The sequence below is a fragment of the Bifidobacterium subtile genome, from assembly GCF_000741775.1.
In the GTDB taxonomy this organism is placed as follows: Bacteria; Actinomycetota; Actinomycetes; order Actinomycetales; family Bifidobacteriaceae; genus Bifidobacterium; species Bifidobacterium subtile.
This window is the reverse complement of record NZ_JGZR01000001.1, coordinates 84174-100225: the sequence shown is the minus strand read 5'-3', so window position 1 is coordinate 100225 and position 16052 is coordinate 84174. Positions and strand designations below refer to the sequence as shown.

At 62.4% G+C, this 16052-nt stretch carries 12 protein-coding genes; all 12 read right to left on the bottom strand.

Features of this window, described 5'->3' with window-relative positions; genetic code table 11:
- Positions 1-78 precede the first annotated feature (78 nt).
- The 12 genes from BISU_RS00410 to BISU_RS00350 all read right to left on the bottom strand — a co-directional run bounded on the left by BISU_RS00410 (position 79) and on the right by BISU_RS00350 (position 15898).
- A complete protein-coding gene (locus tag BISU_RS00410; RefSeq protein ID WP_024464292.1) occupies positions 79-1437 on the bottom strand; it encodes an NCS2 family permease in 1359 nt (452 codons plus the stop codon).
- 418 nt (positions 1438-1855) lie between these two features.
- Positions 1856-2635 carry a phosphate ABC transporter ATP-binding protein PstB gene (gene pstB / locus BISU_RS00405; protein ID WP_024464291.1) on the bottom strand — a complete coding sequence of 260 codons (780 nt, stop codon included), beginning with the start codon at positions 2633-2635 and terminating at the stop codon, positions 1856-1858.
- Positions 2636-2729: 94 nt separating this feature from the next.
- On the bottom strand, positions 2730-3737 hold the full coding sequence (gene pstA, locus BISU_RS00400; protein ID WP_024464290.1) for a phosphate ABC transporter permease PstA: 1008 nt from the start codon (positions 3735-3737) through the stop codon (positions 2730-2732).
- A complete protein-coding gene (gene pstC, locus BISU_RS00395; RefSeq protein ID WP_024464289.1) occupies positions 3738-4691 on the bottom strand; it encodes a phosphate ABC transporter permease subunit PstC in 954 nt (317 codons plus the stop codon).
- A 163-nt stretch (positions 4692-4854) separates the two neighbouring features.
- A complete protein-coding gene (pstS, locus tag BISU_RS00390) occupies positions 4855-5979 on the bottom strand; it encodes a phosphate ABC transporter substrate-binding protein PstS (RefSeq protein ID WP_024464288.1) in 1125 nt (374 codons plus the stop codon).
- A gap of 328 nt (positions 5980-6307) precedes the next feature.
- Positions 6308-7012 (bottom strand): response regulator transcription factor, encoded by a 705-nt coding sequence (locus BISU_RS00385; RefSeq protein WP_024464287.1) that lies wholly within the window; start codon positions 7010-7012, stop codon positions 6308-6310.
- 81 nt (positions 7013-7093) lie between these two features.
- Positions 7094-8326, bottom strand: a complete 1233-nt coding sequence (locus BISU_RS00380) for a sensor histidine kinase (RefSeq protein ID WP_033502758.1) — start codon at positions 8324-8326, stop codon at positions 7094-7096.
- A 9-nt stretch (positions 8327-8335) separates the two neighbouring features.
- Positions 8336-9040 (bottom strand): 5'-methylthioadenosine/S-adenosylhomocysteine nucleosidase, encoded by a 705-nt coding sequence (gene mtnN, locus BISU_RS00375; RefSeq protein WP_024464285.1) that lies wholly within the window; start codon positions 9038-9040, stop codon positions 8336-8338.
- Between the two features lie 220 nt (positions 9041-9260).
- Positions 9261-10460, bottom strand: a complete 1200-nt coding sequence (locus BISU_RS00370) for a 3-deoxy-7-phosphoheptulonate synthase (RefSeq protein ID WP_033502772.1) — start codon at positions 10458-10460, stop codon at positions 9261-9263.
- 229 nt (positions 10461-10689) lie between these two features.
- On the bottom strand, positions 10690-11820 hold the full coding sequence (locus BISU_RS00365) for a 3-deoxy-7-phosphoheptulonate synthase (RefSeq protein WP_024464283.1): 1131 nt from the start codon (positions 11818-11820) through the stop codon (positions 10690-10692).
- Positions 11821-12509: 689 nt separating this feature from the next.
- Positions 12510-13844 carry a C1 family peptidase gene (locus tag BISU_RS00360; RefSeq protein ID WP_024464069.1) on the bottom strand — a complete coding sequence of 445 codons (1335 nt, stop codon included), beginning with the start codon at positions 13842-13844 and terminating at the stop codon, positions 12510-12512.
- A gap of 494 nt (positions 13845-14338) precedes the next feature.
- The gene (locus BISU_RS00350) at positions 14339-15898 is read right to left on the bottom strand and encodes a coiled-coil domain-containing protein (RefSeq protein ID WP_024464071.1); all 1560 of its coding nucleotides are present in this window, start codon (positions 15896-15898) and stop codon (positions 14339-14341) included.
- Between the last annotated feature and the right edge of the window lie 154 nt (positions 15899-16052).

Here is a 16052-nt window from a genome sequence, read left to right as displayed (position 1 = left end):
GCATATATCGCATGGCATATACCAATTGGGCCTCCCCGAACGAGTCGAAGAGGCCCAATGAGCGTTGCGAGCAAGCGATCAGCCGAGAATGGCCATGGTCACGAAGTCGAGGATGAACAGGGCCGAAACGATCCAGATGATCGGATGGACATCCTTGGCCTTCTTCTTGCAGGTCATCACGATGCAGTACATGATGAAGCCGCCGGCGATGCCGTAGGAGATGGAGTAGGAGAACGCCATGAACACGGCGGCGAAGAACGCCGGAACCGCTTCGGAGAGCTCGTCCCACTTGACGTCCTTGAGGCTCGCGGCCATCATGCAGCCAACCACGACGAGCACGCCTGCGGTGGCCGCCGCGGGAATCGCGGAGATGACCGGAGCGAAGAAGATGGAGAGCACGAAGCAGATCGCGACGATCACGGAGGTCAGGCCGGTGCGGCCGCCCGCGCCGATGCCCGCGGCGGATTCGACGTAGGTCGTGGTGTTCGACGTGCCGAAGATCGCGCCGACCGAGGTCGCGATCGAATCGGAGAAGAGCGCCTTGTCCATCTTGGAGCTGAAGCCGGAGCCGGACTCCAAGGCCTTCTCGTCTTCCTCGGAGAAGATGCCGGTGCGTCGGCCGGTGCCGATGAAGGTGCCGATGGTGTCGAAGGTGTCGGACATCGAGAACGCGAAGATCGTCACGATGACGAGCGGCAGCTTGGCCGGGTCGGAGAACAGCGCAGGGAAGCCCTTATCGGTGAAGATCGCGCCGAAGGTCTGCGGCAGCTCCGAGAAGGTCTGGCCCAAGGAATGGGAGGCGCCGAAATTGGTCACGCCGAGCGGAATGCCGATGATGGCCGTCACCGCGATGGTGATGAGCATCGCGCCCTTGACATTGAGTACGTTGAGCACGATGGCGAGCACCAGGCCGATGAGGAAGACCCATAGCACAGGCTGGTTGAGCGTCGAAAGCGCGGGGACGCCGGCTTTGAAGTTGAGGAAGCCGACATTGAGCATGCCGACATAGGCGATGAACAGGCCGATGCCGCCGCCGATCGCCTGCTGCAGCGATTCGGGAATGGCCTCGATGACCATCTTTCGGATTTTGGTGACGGTGATGATGATGTTGATGATGCCGCACAGGAACACCATGCACATGGTCTCCTGCCAGGTGAACTTCAGACCGAGGCAGACCGTGTAGGTGAAGAAGGCGTTGAGGCCCATGCCTGCAGCCTGGGCATAAGGCACATTGGCGAACAGGCCCATGACGAGCGTGCCGATGACCGCTGCGATGATGGTCGCGAGGAACACGCCGCCCCATGGCATGCCGGTTTTGCTCAGGATCTGCGGGTTGACGATGATGATGTAGGACATAGCGAAGAACGTGGTCAAGCCGGCCATGATCTCAGTGGAGACCGTGGTGCCGCTCTCCTTCAAATGGAAGAAGTGCTCCATTACTGCTTTCTGCTCCTTGGCTTACGCACGGGCTGAACCGTGACGGGATTACTGCGACTCGCCCGCCGGATGCGGACAGAGGAGACCTTACCACCCGCAGCAGTCAGGTATATTACATGCAGATTCCAGCGATTTATCATCGAATGCGTGTATGCAGCCTAGCTGGGCAATGGCAGGCAACGCGAAGGGCGGGGCGAACGGATGCTGCAATAGCATCGTTCGCCCCGCCCTTGGCGGGACCTCACTTCACCTACAGACAGCACACCGTGCTGCCTGCTTTACGGCTCAGCAGGGCTGTCCGCCTAACGGCTCGGCACAGGGCTTTCAACACATACGGACGCCACCTGCGGCGGCGACTGTACCCTGCGCGGGCGCTCGTACATCGCGCCCGGCTACAGACAGCCCACTGGGCTGTCTGTCACCCAAAGCGTCCTGATATGTAGCGCTCGGCTTCTTCGTTCTGCGGGTTGTTGAACATCGTGTTCGTATCCGAGAAGTAGGTCAGATGCCCGGGCTGGCCCACGGCCTTGAGGTTGAAGAAGGCCGTGTAATCGGCGATGCGGGCGGCCTGCTGCATGTTGTGGGTCACGATCACGATCGTGTAGTCGTTCTTGAGCTCATTGATGAGGTCCTCCACGGCCAGCGTCGAAATCGGGTCGAGCGCCGAGCAGGGTTCGTCCATGAGCAGCACCTGCGGATGCACAGCCACGGCGCGAGCGATGCACAAACGCTGCTGCTGACCGCCGGAAAGACCCACGCCGGGATTGTCGAGGCGATCCTTGACCTCGTTCCACAAGTTCGCGCCGCGCAGGGCCCACTCGACCAGATCGTCGGCGTCCGACTTGCTGATCCTGCGGTTGTTGAGCCTGACTCCGGCCAGCACGTTCTCGCGAATCGACATGGTCGGGAAGGGGTTCGCGCGCTGGAAGACCATGCCGACGTCGCGACGCACCTCGACCGGGTCGACGTCCTTGGCGTACAGATCGCGTCCTTCAAGCTTCACTTCGCCCTTGACATGCGCGCCGGGGATGATCTCATGCATGCGGTCGAGCGTGCGCAGCACCGTCGACTTGCCGCAGCCGGAAGGCCCGATGAACGCGGTGACTTTGTTGGGCTGGATCGCGATATTCACGTCTTCGACGGCCAGGAAGTCGCCGTAGTAGATGTTGAGATGATTGACATCGATGCGTTGTCCCATAATATTCCTTTTCGTATTTATCGCGGCCGGCTCGCCGCTGCGGCGGCTGAACGGCCCTGCGGGCCTGCTGTGCTTTCTTTTCGCGCCATGTCGATCAGCGCTCGGTCTGCACGGCGAAGATCTTGGCTACCAAGCGGCCCAGAAGATTGAGCAGCAGCACGATGACGATCAGCGTCAGCGCCGCGGCCCATGCCCGTTCCATCGGGATGGAAGTGACGCATTTCACGCCGGCCGAAGCAGGGCAGGTGACTGACAGCTTGCTGTATTCCTGATAGACATACACCGGCAGGGTCGTCATCTGCCCAGAGAACAGGTTGACGTTCGTCGAGGAGATGAATCCTGCGGTCATGAGCAGCGGCGCGGTTTCGCCGATCACGCGGGCGATGGCCAGGATCACGCCCGAGACGATGCCCGGAAGAGCGGTGCGCAGTACGATCTTGGTGATCGTGCGCTGCTTGGTGACGCCGAGCGCATAGGCCGCCTCGCGCAGATCGGCGGGAACGACTTTGAGCATCTCCTCGCTCGATTTGACGACGGTCGGGATCATCAGCAGCGACAAGGCCACCGAGCCTTCGAAGCCATTGATCGTGCCGGGGCCGAAGGCGATCGTGAACATCGAGAAGGCGAACAGGCCGGCCACGATGGACGGTATGCCGCTCATGACGTCGACCAGCAGCGCGATGGATTTCGCGAGCGTGCCGTTGTGCGCGTATTCGACCAGATAGACCGCGCACAGGATGCCGATGGGCACCGAGATCACCATGGCGCCGAAGGTGACCTCAAGCGTGCCGATGATCGCATGCTGGATGCCGCCGTAGCCGCCTGAAGGCGTGGGGTTGCCGCCGATCACTCCGGACATGTTGTACGACAGGAAGTTGATGTCGAGTCGCTTGATGCCGTTGACGATGGCCGTCCACAGCACCGAGACGAGCGGCACGAGCGCGACGATGAACGCGGCGGAGATCAGCACGCGCATGAAGAGATCCTTGCGCTTGCGTGCCGCCGTGTATGAGCGCGAGGGCTTGAACTTGTCGAAGTCGATGGCCGGAGCGTCGCCCTGCGACGAAGGATCAGCCGTAGGCTGCGAAATTTGCTGTGACATTTATGCGACCACCTTTCGCGTGACGACCCGCGCGAGCGCATTGACGGCGAAGGTGATCACGAAGAGCACCAGGCCGGTGCCGATCAGCGTGGAAACGCCAAGGCCGTTCGCCTCGGGGTATTGCGCGGCGATGTTAGCCGCAATGGTCTGGTTCTGCGAGGCCTGCAGGATCTTGACCGAGTACTTGAGACCGGGCGAGAGAATCATGAGCACGGCCATCGTCTCGCCGAGCGCGCGGCCCAAGCCCAGCATGGAGGCGGAGACGATGCCCGAGCGACCGAAGGGCAGCACGGCGAGCTTGATCATCTCCCATTTCGTGGCTCCCAGCGCCAGCGCCGCCTCCTGCTGCAGCCGCGGGGTCTGCACGAAGATGTCGCGCGACATCGAGGTGATGATCGGCAGGATCATCACGGCGAGCACCACGGCGACCGAGGCCACGGTGCGCGACGGGTTGGCGGCAGGACCGGAGAAGATCGGAATCCAGCCAAGATACGTCGCCACCCAGTTCCAGAAGGGGTGGATCGCGGGCACCAGCACGATGCCGCCCCACAGGCCGTAGATGACCGAGGGGATCGCAGCGAGCAGATCCACGACGTAGTTGAGCACCGTGGCCACGCGCTTGGGCGCATAATGCGAGATGAACAGGGCGATGCCGATGGCGATGAAGAAAGCGATGACCAGCGCTAGCGCGGCGACGAGAACAGTGCCGAATACCAGCGGTCCGACATATTGCCAGAAGTTGTGGGCGCCGCCGCCGGTGAACGACTCGATGGTCGCGACGTTCGCCTTCTGATCCCCTCCGATCAGCGGCCAGGCGCGGAATAACAGGAACAGCGTCACGGCGGCAAGCGCGACGAGTATCAGAATGCCGCAGGCGTAGACGATGACCTTGAAGACATTGTCGGCGATTTTTCCATCGCCTTGCGGCTTGGCGCCGCTGTTGTGCGAACTCACCAGTTCTCCTTATTTCCCCGCATCGGCATGCGAATCCGCCGGTGGCGCAGCAACGAGGCGCTGCGCCCGGCACGGTTCACGTCCCACTCTAGCAATATCGGACGCTTCCCGTGCCACCGGCGGATTCGCTATGATGTCGATCAGCATCGGGCAGGAACTTTGCCTACTTGGTGGCGATGGCGTTGATGGAGGCGGTCACCTTCTGGCGCAGAGCGTCGCTCATCGGAGCGGAGCCGGCGGAGTCGGCGGCGACCTTCTGGCCTTCATCGCTCACCACGTAGGTGAGCCAGGACTTGACGAACTGAGCCGTCTTGGCGTCCTTGTAGGCCGGGCATGCGATGTCGTAGGAGACCAGGACGACCGGGTAGGCGTTCGCCTCCTTGATGTTGTGGTCCAGCGCGACGACCACGCGGTTCTTCTCCGTGGCGGTCTTGTCGAGCGGCGAAGCGTCGACGACCTTCGCTGCGGCATCGGCCGAGTACGGCACATAGGCGTCGCCGACCTTGACGGCGGCCGTGCCCAGTTCGCCGGCCTTGGAGGCATCGGCATAGCCGATCGTGCCATCGGCCTGCGAGACGGTGTTGATCACGCCGTCGGTGCCCTTGGCACCCTGACCGACCTCATTGGGCCAGTTCTCGCCAAGCTCATAGTTCCAGTCGCTGCCTGCGGTGTCCTTGACGTAGCTCAGGAAGTTCTTGGTGGTGCCGGACTTGTCGGAACGGTGCACGACGGTGATCGGCGTGCTCGGCAGATCGACCTTCGGGTTCTGGCTCTTGATGGCGTCGTCGTTCCACGTGGTGATCTTGCCGTCGAAGATCTTCGCGATCGTCTGGCCGTCAAGATTGATGTGCTTGTCTTTTCCCGAGACGCCCTTGAGGTTGAACACGATGGCGATCGGGGAGATGTAGACCGGGATGTCGAAGGCGGTGCCCGAAGCGCAGACGCTTGCGGACTGCTTGACTTCGTCGGCGCTCAGCGCGGCATCCGAGCCGGCCCAAGCGGTTGCACCGGTCAGGAAGGTGGTGACGCCCGCACCGGAACCCGTAGGATTGTAGGCGATCTGAGCATCCGGGTTCTTCTGCTGGTAGCTGGCGATCCAGGCCTCGACCGCGGACTGCTGCGAGGAGGCGCCCGCGCCTTGGAACTGCCCCGAGAGCTTGGCAGCGCCTTCGCTGGACGAGCTGCCGGAGGTATTGGCGGCAGTGTTGTCGCCGCAGGCCGCGAGCGCGGCCATCACAGTCAGGCCGCATCCTACGGCTAGGACACGGGTAAGTGCATTCTTGCGCATTTCTTTTTCCCTCATCAACCGGCGGCATATGCCGCCAACGTGCGCGAATCGCCTTCGTGTTGCCACGTCGTCATCCGATTCGCACGGTGTTTTTCATGACATCTCTAGCGTAAAACGCCTCACGGGAGTCCGCAGCCGAACTGGGTGAACGGAAGATGAATTCTTGGGAATCAGGCGTGGGTGCTGGGCGCAGAGCATAGAAACAATTGTCCTTCGCGGCCTTAGAGGCCGCTCACCTCGCCTACTGACCGACGGCGCAAAATACGCCGTCCTTCGGCCCCTTAGCGGGGCCTCACTTCACCTACAGACAGCACACCGTGCTGTCTGCTTAACGGTCTTCGTCGGAGAGTTTATATCCCAGCCCGCGCACGGTGGTCAGATAGCGCGGATGCGCCGGATCCTCCTCGATTTTGCTGCGGATGCGCTTGACATGCACATCGAGCGTTTTCGTGTCGCCGACGTAGTCCGAGCCCCATACGCGGTCGATCAGCTGGTGGCGCGTCATGACCCGGCCCTTGTTCTGCATCAGGTATTGCAGCAGCTCGAATTCCTTGAGCGGGAAGAAGGTCTGCTCCCCGCGCACGGTGACCTCGTGCTTGCCCACATGCATCGCGACCTCGCCGCAGCGCAGCGTCACGCCGTCGTCGTGCGCCTGCGCGTCTTCCTCGTCGATCTGGTTGCGACGCAGCACCGCATGTATGCGAGCCAGCAGCTCGCGGAATGAATAGGGCTTGGTCACATAGTCGTCCGCGCCGATCTCCAGCCCGACCACAGTGTCGATCTCCGCGCTTTTGGCCGTGACCATGATGATCGGCACCCGGCTCTGCTCGCGGATGCGCCGGCACAGTTCGACCCCGTCGATGCCGGGCAGCATGAGATCAAGCAGCACCAGATCTATGCCGCCGCGCGTGAACAGGAGCAGGCCCTCTTCGCCGGTCGCCGCCGCGCTCACCGCATAGCCTTCGCGAGTGAGCTGGTAGACCAGCGGCTCCCTGTAGGATTCCTCATCCTCAACGATAAGAATTCGCGTCATGCCTGATGCCTTCCGTGAGTGGCGAACCATTCCACAAGCCAGTTATACAGGCACGGTGGACGATTCGGCCAGTTGGACTTCTCATGTCGCGGCATTTTCAGGAGCGAGAGGCATTTCGATGGTGAAGGTCGAGCCGAAGCCCTCATGGGACCATACGCCCAGCGTGCCGCCGTGCTCTTCGATGCCGTGCTTGGCGATGGAAAGGCCCAGCCCCGAACCCCCCGTCGCACGCGAACGGGCGGCGTCGACCCGGTAGAAGCGTTCGAAAATGCGCTGCTGCGCCTCCTTGGGGATGCCGATGCCCTGATCGACCACGCGGATGCGCACCACGGATCCGGCCCGTTCGAGCGTGACGGCGACCGACCCGTGCTGCGGCGAATAGCGGATCGCGTTCTCGACGAGATTCCTGACCGCCGTCGTCAGCGATTCGCGATCGGCCAGCACCTCGAATGCCTCAGCGTGCGGCCCGGCTTCGCCATGGGCCTCGGATGCGGCGTCAAGCGGCAGCACTCGGCGATCGGCAGTCAGTTGCACGGCGATGGATTTGGCCTGCGCCTGCGTGGCGTCGAGCGCAATCGCCTCGCGCACTGCGGCAAGCGCGTCAACCCGCTGCGTGACTTGGATGGCGCTCATATCCTGCACATGCTGCAGGTCGATGAGATGGTGCACCAGCTGGCTGAGCCGCTCCGATTCCTTCATGATCCGACCGGCGAAATACCGCACGGCCTCGGGGTCGTCGGACGCGTCGCCGATCGTCTCCGCAAGCAGGGCGATGGCCCCGGACGGCGTTTTGAGCTCGTGGGAGACATTCGTGACGAAATCGCGACGCACCTCCTCGAACCGCCGCTGCTCGCTGACATCGTCGAGGAACACAGCATACGAATCGTCGTCGATGCCCCCTATGCGCACGCGCATATGCGTGGCCTGCTCGCCGGAATCCGTTGCGATCTCCCGCTCGCGCAGCACGCCGTCCGAAACCACCTGCGCAAGCAGATCCATGAACTCAGACGGCATCAGGCGGGCATGCTCGACCAGACCCAGCTGCGCCGCCCCAGGGCTCACATAGCTGACCAACCCCTGGGAGCTGCACACGATAAGCGCGTTGGGCATCGTCTCGATCAGCCGGCGCACGACCTGCGGCGAAAGCGGCTCATCGGCGAGCAGCCCTTGCTCCGAGCGCCAGGGCGCCCCGTCGGCGCGCTCGCTGCTGCGGTCCCGTACGGAGACGACAAGCCACGTGAGCGCAATCGAGGCGACCATGGCGATCAGGGCGGCGAGAACGACGAGCTGCATCGCAGTGATGTCGGCCATCATGGCATAGCCTTACAGCCGCTTGACGATGTTGAGCGCGAGCCGAGCGGCGGTGTCGGCGTATTCGCTGATATCGAAATCCTTGAACACCTCGTAATCGGTGTCGGCATTGTCGCTCAGCGCCCGGATGACCAGTGCCGGCACGTCATTGCGCGCGGCGACATGCGCCACGGCAGCGCCCTCCATCTCGACGGCGTCGGCGCCGGTCTGCGCGATGACCTGCGTGATTTTCTCCGGCGTGTCGACGAAGTAGTTGCCGGATGCGATGGTGCCCGTGATATGCGCGATGCCTATCTCGTCCAGCGCTCTCTCGGCGAGTTCCAGCAGCCGCGGGTCGCTGTGGAACTCCTCGGTCTGCGGCTTCCACTGGGCGATCAGGCGCATGTCGCTGTCCAAGTAGCGCAAGGTGCCGCCAAGCACGACATCGTTGATATGCAGGCTTTTGTTCAGACTGCCGGCAATGCCAGAGAAGATGATCGCATCGGGATGGTAGACGTCGAGCAGACGCTGCACGGTCGCGGCCGCGTTCACCAGCCCCATGCCGCCGACGGTTGCGGCGACGGCGATCTGCCTGCCCGGCTGCCCGTTGGACAATGCCTCGGTCGTGCCATACACGACGTCCAGGCTCGCGCCACGGTCATGCCGCACGTTGCCGAGCGAGTCCGCGATATGCGCGACCTCCTCCTCAAGCGCCCCGATGATGGCTATCGTTGTCATAGGTTCGACTCCTTCCGCTGCCTCCTGGCTGCAAGGTCCCTCATATCCATAAAGTACTCGTCGGGCCGTCTACACGACGATCGGGCGTGCGAAGGACGTCGTGGCTTTCCGCTGGCAGGCGGAGTGCGCATGGCGTAACGCCTACGGCCTTGATGCCGGCTTCGGAAAGCCGCATTTTCCGCCCAGCATGTTTGCATCGTCTTTCCGCTTCCGGCGCGGCTTAGCTCCAGCGTCGTGCGCCGACTGCGCGGGCAAGTTCACGCAGCAGGTCGCGCGTGTCGGGCCACGCGATGCAGCGGTCGGTGATCGACTTGCCATAGACCAGTTCGCTTAAGGGGGCCGCGCTCTGATGGCCGCCTTCGATGAAGCTTTCCATCATCACGCCGACGATGCCGCGCTCCCCTGCCGCCAGACGCTGGGCGATCTCGCGCACCACCTGCGCCTCGCGTTTCTCGTCCTTGCCGCAATTGCCGTGGGCCGCATCGATGATCAGGCCTTGCGCCGCTGCGCTGTCCGCAGGCATCGTCTTTCGGATATCGCGCATCGCCTGCGCCACCGAGTCGGCATCGTAGTTCGGGCCGTGGCTCGAACCGCGCAGCACCACATGACAGTCCGGATTGCCCAGCGTCTCGACGGCGCAGGCACGACCCATATGATCCACGCCGAAGAAGGTGTGGCATTGCGCCGCCGCGAAGCAGCCGTTGACCGCCGCGCCCACCGATCCATCGGTGGCGTTCTTGAAGCCGACCGGCATCGACAGGCCGCTCGCCAATTGGCGGTGGATCTGCGATTCGGTGTTGCGCGCCCCGATCGCGCTCCAGCTCACCGCATCGGCGAGGTACTGCGGCGAAGTGGGCTCCAGGAACTCGGTGGCAGCAGGCAGTCCCTCGTCCAGCACGCCGAGCAGGGTTTTGCGCGCCAGCAGCAGCCCTTTGCGAATCTGATTGGTGCCGTCGATGTCGGGGTCATTGATGAGGCCCTTCCAGCCAACGGTGGTGCGCGGCTTCTCGAAGTAGACCCGCATCACGATGAGCAGCTCGCCCGACAACTCGCGAGAAAGCGCAGCCAGCCGATGCGCGTAATCGAGCGCCGCCGACGGATCATGCACCGAGCATGGGCCCACGATCACCAACAGCCGATCGTCCTGGCCGTACAGGCAGGCGCGAATCTCGTCGCGCGACGTCGCCACCAGGTCCTGCGACTGCTGCGACATCGACAGCTCGCCGAGCACCTGCGCCGGAGTCGGCAGCGGTTCGAGCTCCAAAACCCTGCGATTGATGATCCGGCTGACGCCGACCTCATCCTCCCAGCGAGGCACGTCAGTGGCGATCAGCGGGTTCTTGCCCTCGCGCACGGCGGTGCGGATGGCATGCAGCTCCTCGGGGGTATTCAACGGCCGAGGCGTTGGGACAGCAGGCATCACATTCTCCTTGACATTCATACTGCTGCCAAGGATAAGGCCATGCATGAACGAGAAGCGGCTCGCACTACTCGCGAGTCACTACGAGTAGTGCGAGCGAAACGAACAGACACCCTGATAGGTTTTTATCGCATCAATGGCGCAATCTCAACGCGCACTGCCATAACGAAGCGAACACGATGTGTTCGTTTGATGCGCATTACTCCCGAGCCGCTCGGAGTAGTGCGCGTCAGGCCGCCCTGCGCGAGGCCACCGCGGCGGCCAAGGTGTGCAGCAGCTCCTCGGTCCGAGCCCACGGCACGCAGGCGTCGGTCACGGACTGCCCGTAGACCAATTGGCTCAGCGGGGCCGGCTTCTGATGCCCGCCTTCGAGGAAGCTTTCCATCATGATGCCTGATATTCCCGGCTCGCCAGTGGCGATGCGCGCCGCGATCTCCTCCACGACCTGCGCCTCGCGAGTTTCGTCCTTGCCGCAGTTGCCATGCGCGGCGTCGATGACAAGACCGTGTTCGCTCGGCCCTCCGGCCTTCGAAGCCTTGAGCGCAGTCATGGCATCGGCCACGGATTGCGCATCATAATTCGGCCCGTGGCTTGAGCCGCGCAGCACCAGATGGCAGTCGGGGTTGCCCTTGGTCTCCGCCGCGATGACGCGTCCGTCCAGGTTGATGGAGAGGAAATGATGCTCGCAGGACGCGGCGTAGCAGGAATCAGCCGCCGCCTTGATCGAGCCGTCAGTGGAGTTCTTGAAGCCGACCGGCATCGACAGGCCGCTCGCCAGCTCGCGATGGACCTGGCTCTCCGTGTTGCGCGCGCCGATGGCACCCCAGCTGATCAGATCGCACAGGTACTGCGGCGTGATCGGGTCCAGCCACTCGGTCGCCGTGGGCAGGCCCATCGAGAGCACATCGGTGAGCACCTTGCGCGCCAGCCACATGCCCTTGCGGATGTTGAACTGCCCATCGAGATCCGGGTCGTTGATCAGGCCCTTCCAGCCGATGGTCGTGCGCGGCTTCTCGAAGTATACCCGCATCACGATAAGCAGCCGATCATCCAGCTCCTTGTTGACCGCCGCGAGGCGCTGGGCATACTCGTGCGCCGCCTTGGGATCGTGAATCGAACACGGCCCGACGATCACCAGCAACCGGTCGTCGCGCCCATCCAGCACATCGCGAATCGCCTGGCGCGAGGAAAGCACAAGATCCCTCATCGTATCGCGCAGCGGCAGCTCCTTCAGGAAGGCACGCGGCGCAGGAATGGGGTCGAGCTGCCGGATATTCACATCCACGGTCTCCGGAAGCACCGCACGATCGTCAAACCGCCGCCTATCCTCGGAACTGTCCGGACCACGAAGACCTGCCATTGTCTTTTCTCTCCTTGTCGCCATACGCGTAACGAACCTTCACAGTATATGGAAACTGCCATATATGCACAACGGGTGGTTGCATGGTGGGATTGCGGGGGAGGCTGGCTCTCAGGGCTCTCGCGGAAAAGTCCACTGGGCCTTGAGATAAAGCCAACGCGTCTGGGGTTGGGTTAGCGCGGAAAGGCTTGAGTTTTGCAGTGTTTGCGGAGTACCGGAGGGCGGCGCAGGCCGGCCCTCGGCGCGTATTGGCCGGAAACTGACGATGCTCCGCATCGTCCTTCGCGTCCCTTAGCGGCTGCTCACTTCGCCTACGGACTGACGGCGCAAAGCACGCCGTCCTTCGGCCCCTTGGCGGGGCCTCACCTCACCTACAGGCAGCAACACTGTGCTGCCTGTTTAACGGTTCGGCAGGGCTGTTTCTTTTAGGCCAATGCGCCGGTGGTTACGTTTGGTAAATAACAGTTACGTTGAGTAGTCTACGAGGAGTACCGAGGACCGGCGTAGGCCGGCCCTCGGCGCGTATTGGCCGGAAACAGCCCACAGAGCTGCTTCTTTTAGGCCAATGCGCCGGTGGTTACGTTTGGTAAATAACAGTTACGTTGAGTAGTCTACGAGGAGTACCGAGGACCGGCGTAGGCCGGCCCTCGGCGCGTATTGGCCGGAAACAGCCCACAGGGCTGTTTCTTTTAGGCCAATGCGCCCATTGGGTCCCAGGCTGGGAGCATTTGGGCTGGTTCGGCTAGGGCTTGGAGGTACTCTTCGGGGAGCATGGACTTGGGGACGGCGATCTCGTAGACGTATTCGCTGAACCAGTCGTCGCTCATAGTGAAATAGCCCTTGTCGGCGATCTTGTCGCCCCACGAGTTCTCGACGCGCCAGCGGCGGGTCGTCGTGCCGTCGTCGGCCACATCGACGCCGCAGAAGGCCATCGCATGGTTCATCGCGGAATCGCCGAAGCGCACGCGCTGCTCCTTGTCGAGGTCGAAATCGAAGTCGTAGACGCTGCCGTACTCGAACAGGTCCGTGGCCCAGGCACCGTTGTCGCGATCCATCATCGGATGGCAGTCCGCGCCAAACCACACCGGAATGCCCTGCTCGGTCATGATTTTGCGTGCGCAGTCCTTCATGAACTGGTTGGGAACGTTGAGATATTCGGTCGGGTCGCCGCCGGCGACATTGCCCAAATGCTCGATGCCGATCTTCCTGCCCTTCGGGTGCTCGGCACGCGGGTCGTCGACCAGGCACACATAATCCTCGAACCCGGCGTTGATGTACTTGTTCCAGAACTCGACCGGCGTGATCTCGCCATCGCGATGGAACGTACCATCCTTGTCGGTCCACTCCCAGTCGAAGCTCTTCGGCGGCTCGCCCAGATGAATCGTCAGCATGCGATGCCCGGCCTCCACGCCCTCGTCGACGATCTCGTCGATGCGCGCAGGCTCGGCGTACATCCGCGCGACCTGCGTATGCAGCATGGAGCGCAGCTCGTAGTTCATCTGGCTGGTATTCGCCGAGGATTGCGTCTCCGGGAACAGCGGCTTGGGCACCGCACCGTACTTCTTGTAGATGTTCATGGCCATCGTCCATTGGCCGCCGTCGCCCATCACATCCGCCAGCAAGTGCAGCATTAGCTGGGAATCGGCAGGTTCGCCGGCGCGGACCAACGCCGCCACATCCCGCAGGAAATAGTTGACGCGCTCAAGCTTGTCGTAGTACATCGCGTAGTTCTGCGACAGCTCGAACTGATCCATATCCATCGACTTCTTGGCGATGAAACGCGCTGCGTTGAGCGAGCTGAACAGCCAGCAGCGGCCGGAGCGATTCTGATTCGTGACCTCGCCGTTATCGACGGTCACCGAGAAGTGACGCTGCAACAGGCGCGAACGGTCGTAGTTGCGCGCCACCTTATCGATGCCGGATGTCGTGACGGCGTTCATGGCGAGGCGGTTGGAAGCCCCGGACTCGAAGCCCTCGCGCAGCTCTTCCAGCCTGGTTTCATTCAGCGGCTTGATTTCAGTCATACTGCTCCTTGATTCTAGTCAATGAGTCAGCAACATGCCGTGTCAGGTGCCGTTTGACACGAAACCCGGCCGATGCCGACTCCGCACAACGCGGCATGGCGACGGCGAATCGCCGCTCATGCCGCCGGAATTCCACCACGAGTCTAGCCCATTGGGACTGAAGAGCGTCGCTGCGCAACGGAACAAGGCACCATACGACATGTAAAACGTCATGAATTTCGCCAAAATCATATTGCATCTGCCCTATCTGCAGGGTTCCTAGCAGCCCGCCGATGCCTATCTCCCTTTTAGCCGTATCGTTCATCCCGCGCTATCTCACGCATCATCGCCCGGGAATGGCGGTTCCGCGCAGCTCATCACTCGCTATCGCCGAACATGGGCTACAGATAAGGCATGGCTGCGCACAACAGCGACATGCGCAACGAAAACGGCTGAATCCAACGCATCCCGTCAGATTCAGCCGTCCTGTTTGGTTCTGGCAGTGACTACCGCATTCAGTTAGTCAATGCGATCTCCTGCGTTTCCTGGTTAGTTGGATCTTGCCCAGCCTGATCGTGTCCGAGCTGTGCGGATTCGCCGTTTGAACCGTTGCCGTCCGAGGCAGCAGCGGCGTCATCATGCGCCGGTTCGTCCTGCGCCGGAAGCGCTTCGCCCGCCGTCTCGGCATCCTGCCCGCTATTCGGCGTTGCGCCTGCCTCTGCACTCGGCTCGGCGGCATCGGCTTGCTCAGGCTGCTCGGCGTGAGCTTCAGATGCAACCGCATTGAGCACCGGGACGTTGTCAGCGCCGGATGCCTGCGGTCCGGCGAAGTCGAAGCCTGAGAATGCGTTCGCAAATAGCGAACGCAGTTCCGCCACCCGCTGCGTGATTGCGGATTCGCGCTCCTGCAGCTCCTTGATATGCATCGTCAGACCATCCAGCTCGGACTGGGCAGCCGCACGGCGTTCCTCAACCTGCCGATCGGCGTCCTGTCCCGCCTTGTCGAGGATGCCGGCAGCCTCCTGATCGGCCTCCTCGCGCCTGGCGGCAGCATAGGCGTCAGCCTGCTCGCGCGTGGCCTTGGCCTGGCCGACCAGTTCGTCCGCCTCCTGCTTGGCCTCGGCGCGGCGCTGCTCGAGATGGTCGAGCAACTCGTTGACCTTGGCGGTCGCCTCGTCCTGCTGCGCGGTGATGTCATTGCGAATCTGCTCGGATTCCGCATTGACCTGGCTGATCATCTGCGTGCGCTGCACCTGCGCCTCATCAAGAATCTCACGGGCCTTTGCGTTCGCGGAGTCGGTGATCTCCCCGGCCTGCCGCTTGGCTTCGGTCATCATATGCGAGACCTGCTCGCGCACATCCGCAAGCTTCTTGTTCGCCTCGGCGAGCGCGGTTTCGATCTGATCATTCGCCTCGCTTTTGAGCCGCGCGATCTCGTCATTCGCCGTTTTGCGCTGCTCAGCGACTTCTTTGGTCGCCTGCGCCTTCATTTCGGCGATCTCCCGCTCCTGAGTCGCCCGTTCGGATGCGAGTCGCTTATTGTGCTCCTCACGCGCGTTGCTCAGCTCTATTTCCAGCGCGTCACGCTGCTCGGCCACGGTTTTGGCCGTCTGCGAAGTGAGCTGGTCGGCATCGGCGCGGGTGCTTTTGCTCAGCGTGTCAGCCTCGTTCTTCGCCTTGCCCAGCGTGGACTCGGCCTTCGCATCGGCATCGTCGAGCATGCGCTGCGCATCCAGCTTCGCGTTATTGAGCAGAGTCTGCGCCTGCGCCTGCGCACTGGCACGCGTGGCAGCGGCATCCTGCTTGGCGCGTTCGAGCAGTTCGGTGCTGGTCTGCTCCGCCGATGCGAGCATCTGCTGGGCGTTCGCGCCCAACGAGGCGAAGGAGTTGCCCTGCGACGCCTTCTTGGCATTGTTCTTCTCCTCCTGCAGTTGGGCCTGAAGCTGCAGAATCGTATCGTCGCTCGACTTGACCTGTTCGCGCAGACTGTTCAGCGTCTCGCGGGATTGCGCGAATACCTCATCGACCCTGTCCTTGTCATATCCCCGCAGGACGATTGGGAAGCCCTCCACCATTGTTGTTTCCTTTCACCGCCGGCACTGTAGCGTGCCATAAAACACATCACCGCTTGCACTGTAGCGCGCGAAACCGCGCATTTGCCACAGACTCGCGCAATCCTTAGCGATACCGCTACAAGAAACAGCACCACTGTGCAGTTACAAGGCGTTG